Origin of the sequence: Pediococcus sp. M21F004 (genome assembly GCF_051122535.1) — a bacterium.
GTDB lineage: Bacteria > Bacillota > Bacilli > Lactobacillales > Lactobacillaceae > Pediococcus > Pediococcus inopinatus.
The window spans coordinates 92,666-118,285 of record NZ_CP177314.1 but is presented as its reverse complement, the minus strand read 5'-3'; the positions used below and the strand labels follow the sequence as shown (position 1 = coordinate 118,285).

Here is a 25,620-nt window from a genome sequence, read left to right as displayed (position 1 = left end):
CACTTTAAAAACGCTGATTATAGAAAAGATGTTTTAAATTCGTTTTTGGTGACGCTAGTTCACTAATCCTTAATGGAACTTCTAAACAGTGGCTCCAAAGGTTCATTATTAAAGATCATCTTAATGGCATTTCCCACCAAGGGACCAACTGACATTTCAACTAATTTATCAAATTGTTTTTCTTCACCAATTCGAATTGTATCAGTCACAACGACTTTTTCTAATTGAGAGTTTTGCAAAATTTCTGGTGCTTGTTTGGAGAAAATGGCATGGGTTGCGCATCCATACACTTTTGTCGCGCCCGCATTTTTTAATGCTGTTGCCGAAATTGTAATTCGCGTTCCTGTATCAATCATATCATCCACGACGACACAGGTCTTGCCTGCAACCTCGCCAATTATTTCGGTTGGAATTTCATCGAGTGATTCGCTCGACTCCACATTACGATTATCAATAATAGCGATTGGCGTTCCCAACAAGTCTGCCATTGTCCGTGCTCGAGAAACCCCTGCATGATCAGGGGAAACAACGACCAAGTTTTCCGTAATATTATGATCTGTAAAGTAGCTTGCCAGTAATGGTGCGGCTACTAAATGATCAACTGGAACATCGAAGAAGCCTTGGATTTGGGCGGCATGAAGATCAATTGTGACCACGCGCGTAATTTTATCCATTTCCAATAAATCTGCGATCAACTTAGCCGTAATTGGCTCTCTTGAACGGGCCTTACGATCCTGCCGTGAATATCCATAGTAAGGAATAACGACTGTAATTTGGCTGGCACTAGCACGCCTGAGCGCATCTACCATAATCACCAATTCGAGTAACATATCATTTACCGGATCCGAAATGGACTGGATAACGTAAACTTGTGCGCCACGAATACTTTCGTCAATATTTACTTGAATTTCACCATCACTAAAATGTTTGACGGTTGCCTTACCTAAGGGAACTCCCACCTCTTGAGCAATCTTTTCAGCTAATGGGTAGTTCGAATTTAGCGCAAAAATTTTCATTCGTTGTTTAGCAGTTTCTGCTGTCATGACATCCTCCATTAAAAACTCTCAAATTAATCTCATTACTATTATTGCAGTCCTCGTTTAAAAGCGCAATACCCTAAGCTGGCATAAAACTTTGAGGTGTAATGCCATTCATACCAATCATCGGGTCTATTGCTTGGCTTTGTACCTTAGCTAGCGTTAAGACACCTTCTGTTTCTGTCATCTGTTTTTCAGGCGTCATTACAGGCTTTTCATTATCTTTGTCAATCGCCGGAGCCGGATTTTTCTCAGTTTGTTCACCTTTGAAAACTGTTATTAATCGTTTTTTTAAGGTCGTTTTTCGATTGGCGGCCAGATTTTGAACACATCTTTCAAAAGCCTGCCGATCACCTAAAAGAATTAAAAGAGACTCAGCTCGCGAAACGGCTGTATATAACAAATTCCGTTGGAGCATACGGGAATATTGCTGAACCATTGGTAAAATCACCATTTTAAACTCACTACCTTGCGATTTGTGAATTGATGTACAGTAAGCTAAAGTAATCTGAATCCAATCTTTTCGCCCATAAGTAACTTCAGTTTCATCAAAGTCGATAACCAATTTGTCCTGTTTGTCAGTGTTTCCTTTATCTTTTGCTAAAATTATCCCCTTAACAATTCCCATGTCCCCATTAAAAACATTATTCTCCGGAACATTAACTAATTGTAAGACTTTATCCCCAATTCGAAAAAGTTGACCGCGAAACTCTACTTCTTTCGTTCGCTCATTTTTCTTAGGATTTAAGATTTGTTGTAAAGAACTATTTAACCGGTCAATCCCCGCAATTCCGCGATACATTGGTGCTAAAACCTGAATATCTTGGGAAGTAAAGCCTTTTTCCTCAGCTTTTTTTACAACTTGCGTAATCACGCTATCAACCTGATTAGTTGGACACGCTATAAAAGAACGATCCTTTTGATTTTGACTGAAGTCATCTGGTAAACGTCCCTCTTTAATTGCATGTGCCAAGGGAATTATCGAAGACTGATCATCCTGGCGATAAATTTTCGATAATTCAATTTTAGGAATTACTTGGCTTTGGAGCAAGTCGTTGAATATTTGACCGGCACCAACAGATGGTAATTGATCCTTATCACCCACCAGAATAACTTTCATATTATTTGGAATGGCCCGGACAAGGGTTTTAAATAAATACGTATCCACCATGGACATTTCGTCCACAATCAACAAACCGCCCTCTAAATCTTTCGTTTCTTTATCTGGATCGTTCTCGCGACCCGTTAATCCCAATAATCGATGAATGGTCCCAGCTGGTAGTCCAGTCACTTCACTCATCCGTTTGGCTGCCCGACCAGTGGGCGCTGCTAATAAAATTGGAAACGGCGTATCATGATAGTCATTGACATCTAACGATAACTCATTCAACGCCGCATACGTTTTAACAATTCCATTAATAATGGTCGTTTTCCCCGTCCCCGGGCCACCCGTCAGCAAAAACATTTTGGCTTGCATAGCCTCTCTTAAAGCCTGCCGTTGTGAGTCATCATACGTGATCTTAAATTGTTTCTCTGCTAAATCAATGGCACCATCAATCTCATCGTCTTCAAAATGATGGGTTTCTTTTGCATCTTGTAATCTCTTAAGATGTTCAGAGATTCGCCATTCCGCCTCATATAGCGCCCGTAAATAAATCCGATTCTCATCACCAACAATTTTACTGTCCTTCGCCAATACTAACAATTCATCAGCAACTTTTTGAGGATCAACCGCTGCATTACGGCTATTCTCTAATAAGGACAAAGTGGCTTTCAACAAGGATTGGGCATCCGTATATGTATCCCCATTTGAATTGCTCAAGTCACTTAAAGAAGTTAAAATGGCCCCGCCAATTCTTGCGGGCGCGTCAAACTCAATGCCGGTAGCTTCAGCAATTTGATCTGCTTTTTTAAATCCAATCCCGTCAATATCTTCAATAAGTTGATACGGATTCTTGTGGATAATATCTAGTGTCTGTTCTCGATATTTGTTATAAATACTAGCAGCTAGCTGACTTCCGAACCCATAGCCATTAAGCCCAATAATGATTTGTTCCATACCATTATTTTCATTGAGTTTAGTCACTAATTCAGTTTTCAGCGCATCTTTTAGTTTTAGCGGGTCCAATACCTTTGGATCGCGGATAATTTTATTGATGGCATCCGTGCCGAGAAGGGCAACAACCCGCTCGGCTGTTTTTTTGCCGACGCCTTTAAAATCAGAACCAGATAAATAGGTCACCAGTCCCTCTTTAGTCGTTGGCGTTGCATTTTCATAATTGGTTGCTTGAAACTGCATCCCGTATTTGGGATGGGTCACTGATTTTCCAACAAATCGATAGGCTTGTTCTTCTTTAATATCACCAAAACTGCCAGTTACCACAATTTCATCTTCATGCCAGTCAATATTGGTTTCACTGATTTTTACTAAGACAACTTTATAAAAACTATCTGGGCTTTCAAAAAAAATTGCAGAGACTTTTCCGACCACAAATTGTTCTGTGGGTTTCCCTGTAGCTTTAGCATCTTCATCAAATAAGTTAAGCGACTCGTTTTGCATTACTTCTCATCCTTTGACTCGTTACGAGTTTGAATAAATTTTTCAATATCTACTAATCGTTGTTGACCCTTTTCAAAATAAGCGGGATCTAATTTTTGGGCTTGTTTAAAGTATTCCGTTTCATCTTCATCTAAAACAAGTGCAATAATGCCCCGTTCAAACTGATATTTACCGTTTTTAGGATCAGCCTTCAGGGCCTCATCATAATAAGTCGCGGCATGTGTGAAATCACCCATCGCCAAGAATATTTCTCCAATTAGCCCATTAATCGTAGGATCTTGTTTGTGCTTATCTTGAGCGGTGAGCGCAAACACGAGCGCATTTTTATAATCATCTTGTGCCATATAGGTTTGGGCAATCATCAAATAAGCAGAACTTTTAAGTTCGGTATCTTCTACCACCTTGAATTGGGCGAATGCTTTTTGAAACTCGCCCGCTTCATAATATGCGTTGCCCAGTCCATAATGTAGCAAGTTCTTGGCTTTATCATTTTTTTGAAAGAGACCAAGGGCCTTCATATATAATTCCTCAGCTTGTTCAAAATTGTTAGAAGTCGTTAGAAAAGCACCTAGGTTATAATACCGATGAAAATCATTAGGGTCACTATCAATAGCTTTTACCAGCGCTGAAGCGGCTTCTTGAGCGTTTTGTTTTGCTTGTTTTCTTTGTGAATCTTCCTTTTCAGTCATGTTTTCCCTCAAATCATATCTGTGGCATCTGGTTGACGTTTGATATAACTAGTATCATTCCATTTTATTAATGAAAAAGTCCGTCCCACATCGTTAGTTTCTAGAATCGTTGTGCTTGTGTTTGACAATCCGCCCCGTTTTCTTAAATCGTGGAGATCAGTCCCCAAAAGCGTGTTAACTAACGCATTCAAAGCAGCTCCATGACTCACAATTAAGATATTATCAGTTGGATTTCGATAAATATCTGTAATGCGTTTAATGGTAGGGGTCATCCGCTGAATCAATTGTGGAAACGACTCCCCTTGAATTGTGCTGGGATCATAATGATCAGGATGATTGCGAAAATCATCAAATTCTTGCGGATACCTTTTTTGAACGTCCGTAAACTTCATGCCTTCCATTTTTCCTAAGTTGAACTCCCGGAGGCGACTTGCGATGGTCAACGGAATTGGATAACCTTGAAGTTCATCCATATCATGTTGCAACGTATTTCCAGTCACACGAGCTCGGCGTACAGGACTCACATACATGTGCTGAAACGTAATTGGACTTAAGTGATGCGCTAATGCGTCAATTTCTAAATAACTGTCTTTGAGTAGTGGTGAATCGCCTCTTGCGCCTTGATAACGGCCTTCTAGGTTCCACTGTGTTTTTCCATGGCGAATAAAATATAATTTGGTCACGTTTATCTTCCTTCTCATCTCTATAGCTAAAACTATTATGCCAGTGTCAGGAGAAAAATTCAAAAAATAGTAAAAGAAAAGTGAGCGGAGTGAGACGCATAAGTCAAAAGATATAAGCACATGGGAGGCGGGATCGCATCCCGCTGGAAGTGTGCTTATATCTTTTGGCTTGTCTCATGTAGCTGTCCTAAAAAGTGAGCGGAATGAGACCGCATAAGTCAAAAAGGTATAAGCACATTGGAGGCGGGATCGCATCCTGCTGGAAGTGTGCTTATATTTTTTGGCTTGTCTCATGCAGCTGTCCTAAAATCAGCCATTAAACTATTTTTTAGAATTAAAAAAGCGCCAGTCGTCCAAACGAATTCGGATAACCAACGCCTATGCAAGTTTAATGTTTAGATATACTGTAACTCACGGTCCTTGCTGTAAGCAGCATCAATAATTCCGCCGCCCAAGCACTCCTCGCCGTCATACAAAACAACGGCCTGACCAGGTGTGATTGCACGCGCAGGATCGTCAAAATCAACGGTCATCCGTGTGCGGTCTTCATTGAAATGAACGGTAACGTCCACATCCATTGCGCGGTAACGGAACTTAGCTGTACAACGGAATGAATCGCCACGATCAGCAATATCGTTTACGAAATGTAAATCAGATGCAACCAAACGATCAGCATATAAATGCTCATTATGGTAACCCTGACCAACATACAAGATATTCTTCTTTAAATCCTTGCCAATTACAAACCAAGGATCATTGTTCTGACTGCCGCCACCAATGCCAAGGCCACGACGCTGACCAATGGTGTAATACATTAGGCCAGCATGATCGCCCTTAACTTCACCATCAACAGTCATCATCTTACCCGCTTTTGCAGGTAAGTAATTGCCAAGAAACTCCTTGAAATTCTTCTCGCCAATAAAACAGATTCCAACAGAATCCTTCTTATTTGCTACGGCCAATCCAGCCTTCTCAGCAATCTTACGAACCTTAGCTTTTACCATACCACCCAATGGAAACATAACATGGTCTAATTGCTCATGAGTTAATTGATTTAAGAAATACGTTTGGTCCTTATTCATATCCTCTGAACGTAATAAATGCTGGTTACCCTGAGCATCACGCTCAAGCTTTGCATAATGTCCAGTTGCTACATAATCTGCACCTAAACTAATTGAATAGTCTAAAAAGGCTTTGAACTTAATTTCATTATTGCAAATTACGTCTGGGTTTGGAGTCCGACCCTTCTTGTACTCATCCAAAAAGTACGTGAACACACGATCCCAGTACTCTTTTTCAAAATTAACTGAGTAATAAGGAATCCCAATTTTTGCAGCCACTTTCGCTACATCCTTATAATCCTCAGTTGCCGTACAAAAACCATTTTCGTCAGTGTCATCCCAATTCTTCATGAACACACCAACGACATCGTAGCCCTGTTGCTTGAGCAAATAAGCTACTACTGATGAATCAACACCACCACTCATGCCGACAACGACACGGGTCTTGCTATTGTCTGTCATCAAAAATCACCATCATTTCTATCAGATTCTGGAGAATCTACGATTGAAGGTCGCAACATCCAGTAACGCTTATTATATCAAAGTAAGCAAATTGAGCAAGTATTTAGCCAGCTAATCGATTTTTTATTATAAAAAGCAAAAAATAGTAACCCAGTTTATGAGTTACTATCTTATTTATGCGCCAAATTAAGCTTTAACAAAAATCTGCCGTTCAACCATATCATCCAAAATGTAATGATATTGTTCTACTAAGGGTTTGTCGTTTTCTTTGTTGAAAATATTAACCCGTTTTAACCCATTAGCAGTTGTGACTGACATTTTAAAACCACTTAAATCTTTAGCAAACGTCACTTTTAATTTATTACCTTGTTTATATGGTGAAGTTGGATCTAAGGATCGCTCATAAATAAAGTTTCCCCCATTTGATACAGTAAAACCGACATCCCGTAAAGTATACTTCTTTACCTCAGGACTCATTTGATACGTATCACTATCCCCATCAACTTTTACTTCTGTCGTAAATGCCATTATTTTACAGCCTCCTTTAATTTCAAACGCTGAATAATTTGAACCAGATTACTTATCAAATAATCTACGTCATCGCTCGTATTATATTTCCCGAAACTTATTCGGATTGATTCACCGGTTCGTGGAGAGTCTTCGCCAAACATTGCAATCAGCACATGCGAAGGCTCTAAGCTCCCAGCTGTACAAGCAGACCCGCCTGATACTGCGATCCCATTTAAGTCGAGATTAGTCTGCATCACATATGTTGAAACACCTTTAATCCAAATATTAAAAACATGCTGCAAATTATTAGGATCAAGCGACCCATTAATTTCAAAATCAACGTTAGCATCGGTTAGTCCCTTTATAATTTGTTGCTTAAAACCCATGTATTTTTGTTGCATCGCTGCTTTAACATCAGGAGTTAATAAAGAAACAGCTTTTGCAAATCCAGCGATTCCAGGTACATTTTCAGTTCCCGCACGTCGTTTGTCTTCTTGTTCGCCGCCCTTTAAAAAGCTTGGAAAGTTCACACCGTCACGTTTGTACAAGAAACCGAGAAACTTTGGTCCATTCAGTTTATGGGCAGATGTTGATAGTAAATCAATATGGTCGCGTTTAACATCAATATCCAACAAGCCATAAGTCTGAACCGCATCTGTATGAAACCAAGCCTGGTGGTCCTTTAGAATCTCACCAATCTCGTGGATTGGCATATGACTGCCAACTTCATTATTTCCCATCATAATTGTCACTAAAATGGTGTCATCCCGCAAAGCCGCCTTAAAATCATCTAAGCTAATTAGACCATTTTTATCAACTGGCAAATAGGTTACCTCATAACCCGTTTTTTCTAAAGCAGCCAGGGTCTTTAAAACTGCAGGATGTTCAATCGCGGTCGTGATAATATGTTTGCCTAAATTCTTGCGTGCAATCGCCGTTTCCATAATCGCAGTATTATCACTTTCAGTCCCACCGCTAGTAAAAACAATTTCGTCTTCATTAGCATTGATACTGTCTGCAATAATTTGCCGACTTTGGTCTAAAGTCATTCGTGCTTTGCGTCCAAACGCATGGGTACTTGAAGCATTACCGAAATCGTGACTCATTTCTTCAGTCATTTTCTCGACCACTTCAGGAGCCATCGGCGTAGTTGCGGCATTATCAAAATAAACTTGTTTCATGCTAATTCCACTCTCCTTTATGTCTCAACTAAAAATTAATGATCGCCTTTCTTACTTATTAAACAATGCCAATAACATTTTTGCGGACTGTTTGCCAGCTTCAATAATAAAGTCGTCAAATGAGACTCCCGCATTTTCGTCACCAACATCAGACATTGCACGGATAACTACAAAAGGTACCTTAAATTGATGGGCGACTTGTCCAATCGCACTACCTTCCATTTCACAACAGAGTGCATCAGGAAAGTTCTTTAAAATTTCTTGAATTTTTTCAGAGCTACTAATAAACTGATCCCCAGTTACAATCAGACCTGTTTTGATATTTAGGCCTGTTTTTTCACCCGCTAGTGATAATTCACTAATCAAATTTTGGTCTGCATCAAAGCGTGCAGGTTGACCTGGTAATTGGCCTAATTCATAACCAAAGGCTCTTGCATCCACGTCATGGTACAGGGTTTGGGTTGAAATAACCACGTCGCCTACTGATAAACCACTACCAATCCCACCAGCTGAGCCAGAATGGATTAAGGCATCAACTTTAAAATTAGTTACTAATAGAGCGGCTGTAATACCGGCCTCCACTTTACCAATTCCAGAACGCACCAAGACAACTTCATTATTGTTAATCGTGCCCTCATAAAAAATAATGCCATTAATTTCTGTTTCTTTTTCAATATCTAACGCGCTGTGCAAACTCTTAATTTCTTCTTCCATTGCACAAATTACACCATACTTCATTATTCATCCTCATTTCACAAAAAATAGTATTAAATAAACAATCACAATGGCCACAACCAGCGCGAAAATAACCCAATTCAGTTTTCTTCCGAGATTACGACTTTTACGTTCCGCGGTATTTCGTACATTTGGTTCTACAACCGTTTCTTCATCAATATTTTCATCATGTGTCCAGGCATACTCTTTTTCTACTTGGACCCGTTTTCGATCTCGTTGGCTAAACTTTTCTTCTTCTGCTTGCTTTTGGCGTTGATAATCTTCACGTGTGAGATTTTCTTGTTGTTCATCATCCTTCACAGACTTCACCTACTTATTCAAACTTTGCCAATAGTAAATTGCCAAAACGGTTTTTGCATCTTCAATAGAACCATCTGCAACACCTGCTAATGCTTCTTTTAACGAAAGCTCAAGTAATTGCAAGTTTTCATCTTTATCTTGTGGCAATTCAGTTTTTACAGGTTCTAAATTCGTAGCCATATAAAGCGTCATGTATTCATCTGCAAAACCAGGAGTTGAATAAAACCCTGAAATTCGTTTAAGCTCACCAGCTTGATAACGAGTTTCTTCATTTAATTCTCGAACAGCAGTGACCTCGGCAGTTTCACCAGATTCAACTTTGCCAGCCGGAATTTCGATTGTAACTTTTTTTATTGGTGCCCGCCATTGTTTTTCAAAAAGGGCTTTATTATCATCTGTAATTGCTAGAACTGCAATTGCATCTTGATGCAAAACAACATCTCGATTAGCTAAATCGCCATTTGGTAATTTCACCGTTTGTTGATAAACATCAATAATTTCTCCGTTATATCGGGGCTCATTTTTTACAACTTTCTCTTCTAATTCCATAAATAACTTCTCTTTCGCTTAATTATTCTACTGACGATTCCGAATCAGTATCAAGGGGAAGCACACTAACTTTGACTGCTTGTAATCCCTTAGCACCTTGAACAACTAGTAAACTAACCTCATCGCCTTCGTGCAAATAACGGAACCCTTCACCTTCGATAGCTGAATAGTGGACGAACACTTCTGTACCATCGTCCAAATTAATGAATCCAAAGCCCTTGTCTTTATCAAAACTTTTTACTGTGCCGTGTTCCATACGAAACCTCCCATTAGCCTAATTTTAAAATCTAGGCTACGACCTACTCCTTCTAACATCATACTGATTATTTTGAAAAAAGTAAATTGATTACCGTGCACATTTACTAAAACTGAACAAAAAATCCGATCAAAATTCTGTCAGAGTCAAACTCAAACAAAATTTAAATCGGATTTTTTTGAACAGCCTATTCTTCTAGGCCTGTTTCAATACTTTCTGGATAATTCTCACGAACAATTTTAGCACAACGTGCACAAAGTTCAGGATAGGCATCATCGGCTCCAACATCCGTCTTTGTCATTCGACAACGGGCACAAACAGAACCTTCTGCAACAAGGACCTTAACGGCCATTCCTTTGAATTGTTCAGCATCATCAGGAGCATCTTTCAAGTCATGAATTTCTAATTTTGACACAATCAGAATTAAACGCACATTTGTATTTAATTCATCCAAAAGCTTCTTTGTGTCGGCGTCAGCATACAGATTAACTTGTGCTTCCATTGATTTCCCAATCATCTTACTATCCCGTGCTTCTTCTAACGCTTTTAACACATTAGAACGGACAGTTTTGAATTGTTCCCAATCCTCAAAAATCTGATCTTGATTATCGAATTTTTGAACAACTGGCATTTCTGATAATTGAGCAAAGTCTTCAGGTTCTTTCAAGTACTCCCAGATTTCTTCCATGGTATGTGGCAAGATTGGGGTTAACAGTTTTGTTAAACCAACCAAGATTTCATAGAAAACTGTTTGCATTGATCGCCGTGATTGACTCTTTTCAGGATCAATATACACAACATCCTTAGCAAAATCGAGATAAAAAGCAGACAGATCAGTAATCACAAAGTTCATAACCCGTTTGTAAATATTTAAGGAGTCATAAGCTTCATAATCATCCAGTAAAGCTTGAACCAATTTATTATACTTAATCAACATGTATTGGTCTGCAGATTCTAAATCTTTAAAGGTTACTTTATCAGTTGCTGGTTCATAATCTGTCGTGTTGGCAAGTAAGTAGCGTAACGTATTCCGCAACTTCTTATAACTATCAGAAGTCTTGACAAAGTTATCCATCGAAACGCGTACATCTGACGAAGAATCCACAGAAGCAACCCACCAACGAACAATCTCAGCACCCATTCGTTTAATCACTTCACTTGGCACAATTGTATTGCCAAGTGACTTACTCATCTTATGGCCTTGACCATCAAGGGTAAATCCTTGGGAAACAACTTGCTTGTATGGTGCATGACCCGAAACGGCCACACTAGTAATCAAACTAGAGTTAAACCATCCCCGATACTGATCAGATCCTTCTAAATACAGATCAGCTGGATAAGTAAGGTAATCACGTTCTGCCAGCACACCTTGATGTGACGAACCAGAATCGAACCAAACATCCATAATATCAGTTTCTTTAGTGAATGTGCCCTTTGGTGAATGCTCACTAGTAAACCCTTCTGGAAGAAGATCCTTAGCATCCCAATCAAACCAGATATCAGATCCATGTTCTTCGAATAAATCGGCAACATGATTAATCGTCTCTTGGGTCATGATTGCTTCACCATCTTCGCCATAGAAAATTGGCAATGGCACACCCCAAACACGCTGACGTGAGATAACCCAATCGCCACGATCACGAATCATGTTGTAAAGACGCTTCTTACCCCAATCTGGTGAGAATTTTACATCATCAATGGCACTTAAAATTTGGTCTCGAATTTTATCAACAGAAGCAAACCACTGTGGTGTTGCTCGGAAAATCACTGGCTTCTTAGTCCGCCAATCGAAAGGATAGCTATGCTTGTATGGCATGTAATCTAGTAAAAGATTAGCATCTTTCAGTTTATCTAATGCGATTTGGTTCGCATCTTCATAGAAGACACCTTCGAAATCTTTACCGGCTTCTTCAGTCATGTAGCCCTGATCATTGACTGGTACTAGAATATCTAGTCCGTATTCTTTACCAACTCGGAAATCATCTTCCCCAAATCCAGGAGCAGTATGAACTAATCCAGTTCCGGCATCTAATGTGACAAAGTCGCCTAACATAACAACCAATTTACGATCTGGGTAGAAAGGATGTTGGGTAAGAACCCGATCTAGCTCCTTACCTTTAACAGTTTTAAGAACTTTGACGTTTTCCCAGCCAAATTTTTCAACCACATTATCAACTAATTCAGATGCAATCACAAACTTACGATCATCACCTGCTGGTTGTACAACTGAATAATCAAAACTAGCATCAATTGTTACCCCTTCAGAAGCTGGAATTGTCCACGGCGTGGTTGTCCAAACAACCAAATACGTATCAGTATCTAAAACACCTTTGCCATCAACCACTTGTTCAGCAAAGAATGCTGATGGCGAAGTTACATCATGATATTCAACTTCCGCTTCTGCCATCGCAGATTCAGAGGACCATGACCAAAATACCGGCTTCTTACCTTTAAAAATCAGGCCCTTTTCAGCCATTTTCCCAAAGGTACGGATTTCTTGCGCTTCAAATTCTGGTTTCAAAGTCAAATAAGGATTATCCCATTCGCCAGCTACACCCAAGCGTTTGAAGTCTTCTCTTTGCATATCAACTTGCTTTAAGGCATATTCACGACAAAGTTTGCGGAATTCACTTGTCGACATCTTCTTGCGATCATAGCCTTCTTTGGTCAATTGTTGTTCGATTGGCAAACCATGAGTATCCCATCCTGGCACATAAGGAGCACGGTAGCCAGACATCGATTTATACCGGACAATGATATCTTTAGAAATCTTATTCATTGCGTGACCCATGTGGATATTTCCATTTGCATATGGAGGTCCATCATGTAAAACAAACGAAGGCTTGCCCTCATTTAATTTTTGCCGTGTTTCATAAATCTTGTTTTCTGCCCAAACCTCTTCACGCTTGGCTTCATTAACAGGTAAATTTCCCCGCATTTTAAACTTTGTTTTCCCTAAATTAAGGGTTTCTTTTATACGCATAAGTTTGTCACTCCTCTATTTTTTTGAATATAAAAAGACCTCGTCACAAGGGACGAAGTCTTCGTGGTACCACCCAATTTTAAAAACCTTAACAGTTTTTCTTAATTAAATAACGGCCTTTCAACCGATCGCATCTACAAAAATCGATTCGATAACTCAGAGATGATATCGTAAAGTAGTTCCTGGCTAGCCTCTCATCAATTCGCTAGCTCGCTGACAGGAACCCACTTTCAATGTGTTCTCTTCATAGAAAAATTATTTATTTTTAGCACTGACATGTAAGCCAGAATTCTGATGAGAAGACGTAATTTCTTCATCAGGGAAAACAACGACTGTCTCTCTCTGAGAACGGTCCGTTTCTTCCGATTTTTCATCAGATTCTTCAGCTTTGTCTTTATCTTTTGACTCGGTAGACGTTTGTGGATTCTCAACCAAAGAATTACTTTCAGTAGTTGGCTCTACAGCAGGTGTAATGTCACCAGCGTCTTCCTCATCAACTGAGTTTACACTTGCAGATTTAATCTTGTCAAGCGTTCCTGTATGCAACATTGCCTCTTTTAAATCACTAACTTGCACGTCTTGGTCCTCTTTTAAGATACTATCCCACTCACTACCATTAATCATCTGAAGTTGTGAATCAACCAAAACCTGCACTCTTTGGCGATACAAGCGCGCGTTCTTTCTCAATTCATTGGTAGCCATAATTAATTTTTTCGCTTTTTCAGCTTGCTCATCAATGACAGCCTCGGCACTAACTTTTGCTTTCTGAACAGCTCCATCTGCTTCTTTTTGGGCTTCTTCCATAGTTAGTTCCGCTTCTCGTTTTGAGCTGCTCTTGACTTTATCAGCCGCATCCTGAGCTACTAAAATAGATTTATTGAGTGCTTCTTTCATATCATCAAAATATTCAAGCTTTGTTTCTGCATTCTCAACTTGCTTTTCCAAATTTGAAATTTTATCTAGAGCCTGCCGATATTCAATGGCAACATGTTGTATGAATTCATCAACTTCAATTGGATTATATCCGCGCATTTTATTCGAAAATTGTTTATTCTGAATATCAACTGGATCTAAAGTCATACTGATTCCTCCATTATTTTTTCTTTTTGCTACTTATGATTGAAAGCAAAACTCGAATTTTGTCTTTCTTAGTTTTACCTTCAATACTATCAAGACGAATTCGACCATAACCACGAACCGATAATAAATCATTTTCAACCAGTTCAAAGTCTGGACGTTGATGCAGTTTCCAGTTCAACTGCACTTTTCGTTCTTCAATCAGTTCCTTGGCATGATTTCGTGAAATATGAAAACCTTCCGCCACGATTGCATCAACTCTAACTGAAGCAACAGTTGTGGTTCCAGATTCCCAATCATTATCTGGTTCAATAGCTTCATTTAACTCTTTTTCGATTAAACGAACCTTAATATTTCCAATTTTTCCAACCTGAGAGAGGAAAAAATCAACCATTTCTGACTTCACAAAAAACTGCCAATCTTCACCATTAGAAATAATATCACCAAACGTATTTCTTTCGATCCCCATGTTTGCGATCGTTCCAAGTACATTTCGATGGTGAATTCTGGCAAATTTAATAGGATACTGAATTTCCAATAACGTGACATTAAAATCTTGTTGTTCAGGAACAAAATAGTCCGGAAAAATGAGTGAACGACTCATTTCGGCACCCGGATATCCCCCAAAACTCTGAATCTTAATTTCATCTAGACGATTTACTAAAGTCGTTAAGATAAACTTCTCTCGTGGATTAAGAAAATTGGTTAAGATAAAACGATTTTGATCACGGACTTCCTGAATCCATCCTGTCGCTTCTTCAACAAATGGAGCTTCTTCAGAACGAAAATGTTGCATAATATTGTCCATTTTTAACTTACCTCTTAGAAAGTACCTAATCTAAATATATCCTCATTAAGGAGCATTCAAATTTATCCCTAATAGAAAAAACTACTAAGCGCAGCAATTCCATATTGTGCCATTTCAAGTAACAGAATAGCCACAATTGGAGAAAAGTCCAATCCAAAAAACGGAGGAATAAATCGGAATATTTTTAGATATGGCATACATAACTTTATTAGCCATTGTCCTAACTTGGTCTGATAAGCTCCTGGAAACCATGACATTAAGACAAAGACAAAAATCAATAACATATATAACTGAATAAGTTTACTTAAAATTGTAAATATAAAGACCAAATGTTTACTCCTTATTTAGATCGTTTTTGCTTAGATCTCCATTTTGAATATTTGTATACAAACTACCATTTATTTCGAAACTATTTGGGGTGCACAAAAAGATTTGTGTTCCCACTTCTTCGATTGAGCCATCGATGGCAAATAATGTACCTGAAAGGAAATCAACAATCCGCTTCGTTTGACTATCATCAATTCGTTCAAAATTTAAAATTACGGCTTGCCCTGAGATTAATTGTTTAGCCGCCTCTTTGGCATCACTAAAAATACGTGGCTCAAATAACGCAATTTGACTTTTAGAACCCGAAATATTGTCCATTGTTTCCACCCTATTATCTGTCGTTGTTGCCACATTGAGATCAGGATCTTCATCTGACGCATGATCTGGATCGTCTATGCCAAACAACTTATTAAATCGATCGCTTAATGCCATACAGAACGCCTCCTAAATTGACGCTGTATCAAAGAACTGGGACAAAACAGCTGTCTTGTTCCCAGTTCCAAATTACTATTTAATTACTTGCGACGACGTTTGAAAAATGGAGGTGTGTCCATACCTTTATCATCGTCATTATCAGAATCATTAAAAACGTTGAAATCTTTCTTTTCAATATCTTTAAATTCGCTATCATCCTCGACAGATGTTGGACGTACACCATTTGAATTAGATTGACGTAACTGCCAGTCTCCAAACGGATCGTCTTTTTTAGTTTCTTTCTCTTCTTGTTTTGGTGCCGCATTGTTAGTCGTTGGTTCACTGAACGATGGTGTTGATACCGTAGAGTTTGTGCTTGCGGGTGTATCAAAACTTGTTCTTGGTGTTGCTCGATGAAGTGGACGCTCGTTCTTCTTATCAATTCCAGTTGCGATAATTGTAACTCGAACTTCATCTTTCATGTTTTCGTCAATTGATGTACCGAAGATGATATTAACGTCATCAGTAGCAGCTTTGGCAACAATTTCTGAAGCAGCTTGTGCTTCAAATAAGGAAAGATCTGGTCCACCAGTAATATTTAACAGAACTTGTTCTGCACCATCGATTGAAACTTCTAATAATGGTGAAGAAATAGCTTTCTTAGTTGCTTCTTCAGTCCGGTTTTCACCGTTTGCAGAACCAATTCCCATTAGAGCTGAGCCTTGATTAGACATAACTGTTTTAACATCGGCAAAATCAAGGTTGACATAACCTGGAGAGGTAATTAAATCAGAAATTCCTTGAACACCTTGGCGAAGAACGTTATCTGCTTCACCAAATGCTTCCATCATTGGAGTCTTCTTATCGACCATTTCTAATAAACGATTATTAGCAATAATGATTAAAGTGTCCACTTGCTCCTTCATTTTGGCAACCCCTTCGGCCGCAAAACGAGCTCGCTTAGGTCCTTCGAAACTGAATGGTCGTGTTACAACTCCAACAGTTAAAGCACCTGTTTCTTTAGCAATCTTAGAAACTAATGGTGCAGCACCAGTACCGGTACCACCACCCATTCCGGCAGTTACAAACACCATGTCGGCGCCTTCAAGTGCAGAAGAAATAGTTTGTTCACTTTCTTGTGCCGCTTTACTCCCAACTTCAGGAGTTGAACCAGCACCTAGTCCTTTAGTTAATTTCGGTCCTAATTGAATTTTAGTATCTGCTTTAGATTGTTTCAAAGCTTGGACATCAGTGTTTGCGACGATAAATTCAACGCCCTTTACACCTTCAGCAATCATCCGATTAACGGCATTACTACCTCCGCCACCGACACCAATTACCTTGATATTTGCGCCAGCATTTTGTTCATCATCCATTGTAAATTCCATCCCGTTTTCCTCCATTATTTTAAAAGTTAATCAAAGAATTCGCTAAACCAACGTTTCAAACTAGCAAACATGTTGCTAAAAGAAAAAGATGTCTCTTTCTTTGGTTTGGTTTTTTTAACTCGTTTAGGAGCTGACTGCGTATTAGGCTCTGACTCTGCTTGGTCAACATCCTCTGTATCATCAAACGTCTGTTGCTCAGGTACTGGCCGTGTGCCCGAAACCATTGCACTTTTAGCCAAGAAATCCACTTCACTCAAGGAAGCTTCATAATTAAGTAATGCAAACGCCTGTGAGAAAGCCGGGTGTCTCAATCCCATTGGTTCTGGAACATATATTTTTACATTTGTTCCAAAAATGTCGGCTGCTAAACTCTGAATTCCAGGAATTGCAGCTGCGCCTCCGGTAATTACAACACCACCTGGCATATCTAATGCATCAATGCTGTCAAGATGATTATAAGCGTTGGTTAAGATTTGTTCTAGTCTTGCTTCAATAACTTCCGCTAAATACTTCTCAGTGACCTGGGTAGGTGCTGATTGCCCCACCACTTCCACTGGAAAGCCATCATCACTGGCACCTTCAGCAAAAGCATAACCATATTCACGTTTAAGCTTTTCAGCATTACTCAGTGAGGTATTTAAAACAACGGAAATATCTTTTGTAACAAACTGACCGCCTTCTTGATCAACATATGTATACTTCAAATGATGGTCATGAATAATTGCCGTTGTCGTTTGGCCCGCGCCCAAATCAATTAAGACAGTTCCGAAATCCTGCTCACCGTCGTTTAGAACGGTTTTTCCTAATGCTAACGGATTCAAGACGAGATCTGTCAAATGTAATCCGGCTTGCTGAATTGCCCGTTTTGTGTTGTGAATAATGGTCTTAGGACCGGTTAAAACAGTTCCGTTCATTTCTAGACGAACGCCAACCATTCCCCGAGGATCCTTAATGCCATCAAAACCATCAACAACAAATTCATCAGGCAAAACATCGATTACTTCTTGTTCTGGAGGCAGACTGTGTACAGAAGCCGCATTAGCCACGTTAACCACATCTTGATTCGTGATTTCCCGAGACGTCTCTGCAATCGCAATCATACCACGACAAGGCTCAATTTTTAATAAATTTGCTGGAATTCCAGCGACTACTTCGTGAATCTTTAAATTTGCTTTATTTTCTGCAACTGATATTGCTCTCTTGATAGCTGCTGACGCCTTGTCAATATCGACAATCACGCCACGATTCATTCCATCAGAGCGTTCGCTTCCCACTCCAATAACACTCATTTGCCCATTTACATGTTCAGCGACAATGACTTTTATTGAGGTGGTCCCTATATCAAGTCCAACATAAATCCCTGAATTATCCATAATAAAGGAACCTCCTAAACATACCCTATTTTAGACTCTTGTATATACTCTCAAGTTTACCATAACTTCAATACATTTAAATAGTGCATTCTTTTAAAAAAATGAGAAAATATGCTAAAAAATCGAATTAAATTCCATTATTTCTCATTTTTATTAATTTGTTGCCTGCACTGTACTTGTAGAACTGCTAGAAACGCTTACTGAACTAGAACTATTTGTCGACGAAGAATTTGCAGTTGAATTCGAACTACTTGGAACCGTAGAAGAAGAACTACTTGAACTAGTGACCAAACCAGAACTGCTAGAGGCTGTCTTACTAGTTAACTCTGAAGACTTGTTTTTAAAGGGATAGGAATACGCACCCACTTCTAAATCAATAATGCCTTTTTGTTTCATATCTGCTGCCATTTGTGGATAATATTTCATTTTAGCTGCAAACGTGGATAAAATTGCGTAAACCTCGTTCCCATCGTTCATATACAAATGGATGCGGTTCGGATTGTTTTTGCTTGGCACATAATCAATTTCAGAAATTCCATTCCGCACAACAGCTGGTAATTGTTTAAACTGAGTTAGCAAAGCATTCAAAACCTTTGTTGTATGAAAATTTTTAAAGATCGGATAATCTCCAGACGGTTGTGTTTTTGATTTTTTAACAACCTTCCCGTTATCTAAAATTGTGTAATATTTTTTATTTCGAAGCACAACTCCGGCAATCATATTTTCTTTGACGGTAATCTTAAGTTTATTTACTCCTTGGCGGCTAATTTTGTAACTCATCAGTTCAGGATTCTTTTTATAGACTTGCTCTGATTTGTCTCGATTGCCTAACAAATATGGAAAAATCCAATCGTTATGATGAACATTTCCAATTTTTTGAATTTCTTCTTTGGAAAAATGGGTATTTCCGGCTACCTTAACTGTCTGAACACGACTCAGTGGTGAACTCAAATAGCCTGCTCCGATCAGAATAAGTAATAATCCGCTAAATAAATAAATTCGTTTTTTGCGTGAATTTAGAAACTTAGGCGAAGATGAATGCTTTTCTTTAGATTTCTTTTCGGTTATCTTTTCAGCTGCTTTTTGTTTTTGTTGAGCTTTTTCCCACGGTGTTAAGTCACGATTAACTTGAGGAGTTTTCGTTTTCTTTTTTCCAAACACGATCGCCACCCCGTTTTCTATTTTTTAACCACAGATTCAAGCACGTTTAAAAGATCTTCGGCAGCATGTGGACGACCCATTTTTCTTGCAGCATCACCCATTTGTTGTCTTAAACTTTGATCATTCATTAATGCGTCAGTCGCTTTTAACAAAGTTTTACCAGTCAGCTCTGATTCTGGTAAAAGCTTTGCTGCCCCTTTTCTAACCAAACTATTTGCATTCTTGGTTTGGTGATCATTGGTTACATAGGGACTTGGCACTAATATTGAAGGAATCCCCAAAGCCGTAATTTCCGCCAAACTAGTTGCCCCAGCACGCCCGAGGATGGCTTCAAAATCTGGCAATAATCTTGGCATTTCTGAAATATATGGTCGCACAACACAATTTTTACCAAGTGTTTCAGGATCAAGCTGCGCCATGATTTTTTTATAGTGCACATTTCCAGTCACAAACAAAACCTGGTAATCCCTTTTCTTTAGCTCGGGGAGTGCCGCAACCATTGCAGAATTAATTTTTTCTGCCCCGCGACTGCCACCGAAAATTAATAACGTTGGAACATCGCTTTTTAAGCCATATTCAGAAAGGGCACTATTAGGTTGCATTTGAGCAACTTGAGTGGCTCTTGGATTTCCTGTAAAAACAACTTTTTTGGCCGGAAAATCTTTACGAGCATCTTCAAACGAAATGCCAATTTTTGTCACAAAATGACTGAGAAATTTGTTGGTCACACCCACCACACTATTTTGCTCGTGAATAACCGTTGGAATATGTTGAAGACTCGCAGCAAAGACCACTGCTCCACTGACGTACCCACCGGTTCCAACCACAACATCTGGACGAAAATCTTTTATCATTTTGTGTGCATCACCAACACTCTTCAAAAACAAACCAATTGTTTTGAGGTTTTCTAAGGACAGTGACCGCTTAAACCCTTGGATTCGAATTGTTTTAAATTCAATGTTTTGTTCAGGGACAATCCGACTTTCTAGTCCCTTTTCGGTCCCCACATATAATATTTCGGAATTGGGCTCACGTTTTTTCAAAGCTTCAATAAGGGCCAAAGCTGGATAAATATGGCCACCGGTTCCACCACCTGAAATCATTAAACGCATAATTAAGCCTTCTTTCCGTTTTGGAGCTTATTAACCGCGGTGATAAATTCATCACCACGAATTTCGAAATTTTTGTACTGATCCCAACTTGCATTTGCCGGCGACAACAATACGATATCACCGGGATTACTCAATTGATACGCAAGTGGTACCGCGTCAGCCACTTTATTGGCAGATTTTATCACTGGTACCTCAGCTTTTTTGGCAGCATCTGCTAATAAATGAGCTGTTTCGCCAATCAGAACTATGGCTTTTACATGATCTTTAAAATCGGGTACCAACTTTTCAAACGTGTATCCTCTGTCTAAACCACCCGCAATCAAAACGATCGGCTGTTTGAAAGAACGCAATGCCACCTGAGTCGCTTCAATATCGGTTGCTTTTGAATCATTATAAAAGACACGTTTTTCAAAAGTGGTGACATATTGCACACGATGTTTCACACCTGAGAATGTTTTCAAAACTTCGATAATCGCTTCAGTAGAACAGCCACTTACTTTAGCAACTGCAATGGCTGCTAATGCATTCTCAATATTTTGAACTCCTGGCACTTTAATATCTTCAGCGGCCATAATTTTTTCGTCGCGAAAATACAAAAATTCACCGCGTTGGTAAGCACCTTTTTCGCTCAAATCTTTTCGTGAGAATGGTACAACCTGAGCCTTCGTCTGCTTACTTAATTGTTGCCATTCAGGATTATCCCAATTGATGACAAAATAATCATCGGCCGTTTGGTTTTTGGTGATGTGCATTTTGTCACGAACATAATTTTCGCGACTTCCATGCCAATCTAAATGGTTAGAAAAAATATTTGTAATTACTGCGATATGTGGTTTCAGGGTTGTCACACTTGCTAACATAAAGCTGGATAGTTCCGTCACCATTGTATCTTCTGCATGCAACTTTTGAACAACTGTTGTTGCAGGAATCCCAATGTTACCAGCAAGAAAAGCGTGCCCAGCTTGACGGTCTTTATCTAACATTAACTGAATAAGCGTGGTTGTGGTGGTCTTTCCATTACTTCCAGTAATTCCAATCATTTCACCACTCAAAGCTTGATAGGCAAGCTCTGGTTCTGAAATAATGGGAATTTCTTTTTCAAGGGCGCCCTTCACAATCGGATTAGTATATGGGATCCCGGGATTTTTTACAATAAGCTCAAACCCCTCATCCAAAAGTGTCAACGGGTGTCCCCCTGTAACAACCTTAATACCATTTTCTAATAATTCCTGTGCATCAGGATTCTCATCAAACGGTTTTGCATCGTTTACTGTCACTAAAGCTCCTAATTTTTGTAAGAGCTTTGCTGCACTTACACCACTTTTGGCCAACCCTAATACTAAGACCTTTTTATCCCGATAATTCGTAATATCTTTCATGATTTTTCCCTTCACCTAAACTTTAATTATCCTAAAATACCGATTAACGCAATTGCAGCACCAATTAGTCCAACAACCCAGAAAACAATATCAACTTTCCACTCGCTCCAACCCATCATTTCAAAATGATGATGAATGGGACTCATCTTAAAAATTCGATGGCCAGTTAACTTGAATGACAATACCTGGAGAATAACGCTCGCCGTTTCACACACAAACACGATTCCAATTAGTAATAAAGCCAATTCATGATGCACTAAAATTGAAACGGCAGCTAATGCGCCACCTAAGGCAAGTGAGCCCATATCACCCATAAATATTTTGGCCGGTTTATGATTAAAAATTAAAAATCCGACCAGCCCGCCAATCACCGCTAAACAAAAGATTAGAACATCAAATTGATGTTGCACCCCAGCAATAATTGCATAGGCACCAAAGGCAATAATAGCCAGTCCACTGACCAAGCCATCTAAACCATCAGACAAGTTGACGGCGTTGGAAAAGCCCACTAACCAAAAAGCTACAAAAATAACGAACCAGGCTCCCATATGCCAAGTGCCCAAGAAAGGAACATTTAGTGATTGGGAAAAACCTTCATTTTGGTAGACAAGGAAGAAAATAACTGCTCCCACGATTTGTCCAAGAAATTTTTGCCAAGCTTTCAGGCCTTCGTTTTGTTTCTTCATCAACTTAATACTATCATCCCAAAAGCCTAAAATTCCATACATAATCAGAATGAAGATTAGGATCAATCCCGTAGCATTCATTTGATGAGTAACAAGATCAAATAAAAGGCTACTTAAACTAATAGCAATAATAAAAATCAAACCACCCATTGTTGGGGTGCCAGACTTCTTTTCATGCCATTTAGGACCCTCTTCGCGAATCATTTGTCCCTCGTTACGATTACGAAAATAATTAATAAATGATGGCATGGCAACTACAGTAATTAAAAAGCTAACAACCGCCGTCCCAATTTGCGCTATCCAATTCATAATAAACTCCATTCTTTTTACTTTTGTTTTAGTTTAACTGTGAGTGTTTGACCGCTTTGAATAACCGCGCCACTCTTCATTGATTGTGATTTTACAAACCCAGTCCCAGAAAATTTCGCTTGTATTCCTACTAGATCGGTTAACTTAAGGACATCGTTTCGTGACCATCCAGATAGATTAGGCATTTTCATCTGACCACTTGTCATTAAAATAACTCGCTGGCCTGCCAGCATTTCTGTATTTGCTAGAGGTGACTGCTGGGTAACAATACTGCCTGTTCCGACAACCGTTGCCGCAATATTTTGTTTACCTAAATCTTTAGCAGCAGTATCAGCCGATTCACCAACCATGTTGGCAATCTTAACTTTCCCAGATACCTGATTTTTGGCAGTTGAGGCATTCTCACCAAGTGCTTGTTTCATAACTGGGCCAAAAATTTCATTTAAGAGCTGGGTGGCCGTTTTGGTGGCTGGCAATGTTGGCTGTTTCATGGTGATGTACATAATATACTTCGGATTATCGGCAGGTACCATCCCCACAACAGAATACAAATAACTATCGTTACCATTCAAGTACGTGCCACCGGAACCAACAACTTGTGCTGTACCAGTTTTAGCAGCAACTTTATAGCCCGAAATTTTGAATTCCTGACCAATTCCATAACTCTTATAAACAACGTCTTCCATCAGTTTTCGAACCTTTTTGGCCGTCGAACTTTTAACTGGTTTTCCAAGACTCTTAGTTTTCATTCGATACGTCACTTTACCAGTTTGACTATCCAAAATTTTTTTGATGTATTGTGGTTTGACCATTTTACCGTTATTAGCAATCGCCGTAAATCCTTGGAGCATCTGCATATCAGTCACATCAATTCCCTGACCAAACGCCGTGTCTGCTTGATCAATTGGATAGGTAAATTGCATGCTTCCACTAGCTTCTCCGGACAGCCCTGAATTAGTACTCTTTAAAAAGTTAAACTTCTTAATATACTTTTTCCACGTTTTTGCTCCCATTTTTCGTTCCAAATGGGCCATTGCCACATTACTAGAACGTGCGAATCCTTCTTCATAGGTAATTAATCCCCAACCTGACGTCTGCCAATCAGGTACCACTTGAGTTCCAATTTTATATGTTCCTGACTTATATTTTTCCTTTGCATTGAAGTGACCACTATCAATCGCGGCAGCAGTTGTAAAGACCTTCATTGTTGATCCAGGTTCAAAAGTATCCTGTACCAAGGAATTGCTCCAAGCCTTGCTTATTCCACTTTTAGTTGTGGGATTAAATGATGGTCGTTGGGAAGTCGCCAAAATGGCTCCTGTTTTTGCGTTAATAATTGTCGCTGTCATTGACTTGGCATGAACCTGAGACTGAACCTTCGTCATTTCGGATTCTAACAACGTTTGAAGCCTTGTATCTAAAGTAGTATAAATGTTTTTTCCATCTACAGCCGCTTTTTTCTCTTGAGAAGACGGCAGTTGATAACCAAACTTATCTTTTTGAATGGAACGCTCACCATCTGTTCCGGTTAACTTTTTGTTAAATGCACTTTCAATTCCCATGACACCCTTTAATTGAGTTACATCGGAATTCTTTTTCTGTACTTGAGAGGTAATTCCGATCAAATTAGACGCAAAAGTCCCATTCGGATACAGACGTGCCTCGGATTGAACAAAATTAATTCCCGTTAACTTATATGATTCAATTTTTTCTTTTGTTGCAACAGAGATATTTTTCCCTGCAGTACCGAATTCAACCTGAAAAGTATTTTTATTACTAGGATTCAGAGCCTTCAAAGCTTTTGTCTCACTAATTGGTAAATATTTTGCGAGAATTTTAGCCGTTTTTTCTTTATTAGTCACATAGAGTGCCTTTTTATTTGCACCAACCTGTGTTTTGTTCAAAACAGCATAAACTGAATACGTACTGGTATCTTCTGCAATTGGCTGCCCAGAAGCATCCAATATTGACCCCCGTTGCGCTTTCAAGACTTTATTATCCGTATACAAACGGCGGGCCTGCGAACTCAAATTAATGTGTTCTACAGTCCCGCCAATTGCAATATAGGAAAAACGTAGAATTAAAATTACGAATAAGGCAATCGCTATGAAAAAAAGCCATTGACCGAACGCTCTTCGATTTTGGCTTGATTTGTTGTTGTCCTTTTTTGAACGTTTTTCTTTGTTGTTCATTTATTAACATTCCTTATATTCTGAGTTGTCAGGCTTAAACCATATTGTTTTGCAATTTTGTCCAAGCGTGAGCGACTGGAGAGTTGGTTCACTTCCTGCTTGAGATTACTATTGCTGGAAGTTACCTTTGTCACCTGTCCTTGTGAACTAGAAAGTTCATGTTCAGCACTTGATAATGATATTTTACCAGAAATCACAAAAATCATTAAGCCTGTCAAGATTATACCGCAGAATGTCATTAAAATTTTCTCAAATTTTGAAAATGGTAAAGAATTCGGAATAACGACTGCTTTTGCTTTATGTAAAGTGCCTTCTTTTATATCCGGTATTCGTCGTTTAACCGGTTTGGTAGCTGGAAATGCTTCTGCTAAATTATTTTGTGCCATTA

Annotated in this window: 24 protein-coding genes and 1 other annotated feature; all 24 genes read right to left on the bottom strand. The window is 39.1% G+C overall.

All coding sequences use genetic code 11. The features are described 5' to 3' along the window. Positions 1-62 precede the first annotated feature (62 nt). The 24 genes from ACLHK8_RS00665 to ftsL all read right to left on the bottom strand — a co-directional run bounded on the left by ACLHK8_RS00665 (position 63) and on the right by ftsL (position 25,618). Positions 63-1,043 (bottom strand): ribose-phosphate diphosphokinase, encoded by a 981-nt coding sequence (locus ACLHK8_RS00665; RefSeq protein ID WP_063697794.1) that lies wholly within the window; start codon positions 1,041-1,043, stop codon positions 63-65. 73 nt (positions 1,044-1,116) lie between these two features. Beyond that, complete coding sequence (recD2, locus tag ACLHK8_RS00660) at positions 1,117-3,597, bottom strand: SF1B family DNA helicase RecD2 (protein WP_063697797.1); 2,481 nt, start codon at positions 3,595-3,597, stop codon at positions 1,117-1,119. Then, a complete protein-coding gene (locus ACLHK8_RS00655; protein WP_320532054.1) occupies positions 3,597-4,286 on the bottom strand; it encodes a tetratricopeptide repeat protein in 690 nt (229 codons plus the stop codon). The genes recD2 and ACLHK8_RS00655 overlap by 1 nt, the downstream gene beginning before the upstream one ends. An 8-nt stretch (positions 4,287-4,294) precedes the next feature. Next, positions 4,295-4,969 (bottom strand): histidine phosphatase family protein, encoded by a 675-nt coding sequence (locus ACLHK8_RS00650; RefSeq protein WP_057773078.1) that lies wholly within the window; start codon positions 4,967-4,969, stop codon positions 4,295-4,297. A gap of 395 nt (positions 4,970-5,364) precedes the next feature. Then, positions 5,365-6,492, bottom strand: coding sequence for a tRNA 2-thiouridine(34) synthase MnmA (gene mnmA, locus ACLHK8_RS00645; RefSeq protein ID WP_320532052.1), 1,128 nt, complete (start codon positions 6,490-6,492; stop codon positions 5,365-5,367). 186 nt (positions 6,493-6,678) lie between these two features. After that, a complete protein-coding gene (locus ACLHK8_RS00640) occupies positions 6,679-7,020 on the bottom strand; it encodes a DUF1831 domain-containing protein (protein ID WP_057773074.1) in 342 nt (113 codons plus the stop codon). Next, a complete protein-coding gene (locus ACLHK8_RS00635) occupies positions 7,020-8,183 on the bottom strand; it encodes a cysteine desulfurase family protein (protein ID WP_320532051.1) in 1,164 nt (387 codons plus the stop codon). Before ACLHK8_RS00635 ends, ACLHK8_RS00640 begins: the two co-directional genes overlap by 1 nt. A 51-nt stretch (positions 8,184-8,234) precedes the next feature. Further along, entirely contained in the window at positions 8,235-8,921 is a 687-nt protein-coding gene (locus tag ACLHK8_RS00630; RefSeq protein ID WP_057773071.1) for a 5'-methylthioadenosine/adenosylhomocysteine nucleosidase, read from the bottom strand. A 9-nt stretch (positions 8,922-8,930) separates the two neighbouring features. Then, the gene (locus tag ACLHK8_RS00625) at positions 8,931-9,218 is read right to left on the bottom strand and encodes a hypothetical protein (RefSeq protein ID WP_320532050.1); all 288 of its coding nucleotides are present in this window, start codon (positions 9,216-9,218) and stop codon (positions 8,931-8,933) included. Between the two features lie 9 nt (positions 9,219-9,227). After that, complete coding sequence (locus tag ACLHK8_RS00620) at positions 9,228-9,767, bottom strand: NUDIX hydrolase (protein ID WP_320532049.1); 540 nt, start codon at positions 9,765-9,767, stop codon at positions 9,228-9,230. A 22-nt stretch (positions 9,768-9,789) separates the two neighbouring features. Then, positions 9,790-10,023 (bottom strand): cold-shock protein, encoded by a 234-nt coding sequence (locus ACLHK8_RS00615; RefSeq protein WP_057773066.1) that lies wholly within the window; start codon positions 10,021-10,023, stop codon positions 9,790-9,792. A 187-nt stretch (positions 10,024-10,210) separates the two neighbouring features. Then, positions 10,211-13,006 (bottom strand): isoleucine--tRNA ligase, encoded by a 2,796-nt coding sequence (gene ileS, locus ACLHK8_RS00610; protein WP_057773064.1) that lies wholly within the window; start codon positions 13,004-13,006, stop codon positions 10,211-10,213. A gap of 45 nt (positions 13,007-13,051) precedes the next feature. Next, positions 13,052-13,263: a binding site (T-box leader), on the bottom strand. After that, positions 13,262-14,086 (bottom strand): DivIVA domain-containing protein, encoded by an 825-nt coding sequence (locus tag ACLHK8_RS00605; RefSeq protein WP_320532048.1) that lies wholly within the window; start codon positions 14,084-14,086, stop codon positions 13,262-13,264. Its footprint overlaps the feature before it by 2 nt. Positions 14,087-14,099: 13 nt before the next feature. Next, the gene (locus ACLHK8_RS00600) at positions 14,100-14,891 is read right to left on the bottom strand and encodes an RNA-binding protein (RefSeq protein ID WP_057773062.1); all 792 of its coding nucleotides are present in this window, start codon (positions 14,889-14,891) and stop codon (positions 14,100-14,102) included. A gap of 68 nt (positions 14,892-14,959) precedes the next feature. Continuing rightward, the gene (locus ACLHK8_RS00595) at positions 14,960-15,211 is read right to left on the bottom strand and encodes a YggT family protein (protein WP_269084003.1); all 252 of its coding nucleotides are present in this window, start codon (positions 15,209-15,211) and stop codon (positions 14,960-14,962) included. 13 nt (positions 15,212-15,224) lie between these two features. Then, the gene (locus ACLHK8_RS00590; protein ID WP_057773060.1) at positions 15,225-15,650 is read right to left on the bottom strand and encodes a cell division protein SepF; all 426 of its coding nucleotides are present in this window, start codon (positions 15,648-15,650) and stop codon (positions 15,225-15,227) included. Positions 15,651-15,733: 83 nt separating this feature from the next. Next, on the bottom strand, positions 15,734-17,020 hold the full coding sequence (gene ftsZ, locus ACLHK8_RS00585) for a cell division protein FtsZ (RefSeq protein WP_057773058.1): 1,287 nt from the start codon (positions 17,018-17,020) through the stop codon (positions 15,734-15,736). A gap of 26 nt (positions 17,021-17,046) precedes the next feature. After that, the gene (gene ftsA, locus ACLHK8_RS00580; RefSeq protein ID WP_063697819.1) at positions 17,047-18,393 is read right to left on the bottom strand and encodes a cell division protein FtsA; all 1,347 of its coding nucleotides are present in this window, start codon (positions 18,391-18,393) and stop codon (positions 17,047-17,049) included. Positions 18,394-18,546: 153 nt separating this feature from the next. Then, positions 18,547-19,554, bottom strand: coding sequence for a cell division protein FtsQ/DivIB (locus ACLHK8_RS00575; RefSeq protein WP_057773054.1), 1,008 nt, complete (start codon positions 19,552-19,554; stop codon positions 18,547-18,549). A gap of 17 nt (positions 19,555-19,571) precedes the next feature. Then, on the bottom strand, positions 19,572-20,666 hold the full coding sequence (murG, locus tag ACLHK8_RS00570; RefSeq protein WP_057773052.1) for an undecaprenyldiphospho-muramoylpentapeptide beta-N-acetylglucosaminyltransferase: 1,095 nt from the start codon (positions 20,664-20,666) through the stop codon (positions 19,572-19,574). 2 nt (positions 20,667-20,668) lie between these two features. Next, positions 20,669-22,045: a UDP-N-acetylmuramoyl-L-alanine--D-glutamate ligase gene (gene murD, locus ACLHK8_RS00565; protein ID WP_063697823.1), complete on the bottom strand. Its 1,377-nt coding sequence runs from the start codon at positions 22,043-22,045 to the stop codon at positions 20,669-20,671. 26 nt (positions 22,046-22,071) lie between these two features. Beyond that, positions 22,072-23,040, bottom strand: a complete 969-nt coding sequence (mraY, locus tag ACLHK8_RS00560; protein ID WP_231908600.1) for a phospho-N-acetylmuramoyl-pentapeptide-transferase — start codon at positions 23,038-23,040, stop codon at positions 22,072-22,074. A gap of 17 nt (positions 23,041-23,057) precedes the next feature. After that, on the bottom strand, positions 23,058-25,232 hold the full coding sequence (locus ACLHK8_RS00555) for a penicillin-binding transpeptidase domain-containing protein (protein WP_063697826.1): 2,175 nt from the start codon (positions 25,230-25,232) through the stop codon (positions 23,058-23,060). After that, positions 25,229-25,618, bottom strand: coding sequence for a cell division protein FtsL (ftsL, locus tag ACLHK8_RS00550; protein ID WP_063697829.1), 390 nt, complete (start codon positions 25,616-25,618; stop codon positions 25,229-25,231). Before ftsL ends, ACLHK8_RS00555 begins: the two co-directional genes overlap by 4 nt. Between the last annotated feature and the right edge of the window lie 2 nt (positions 25,619-25,620).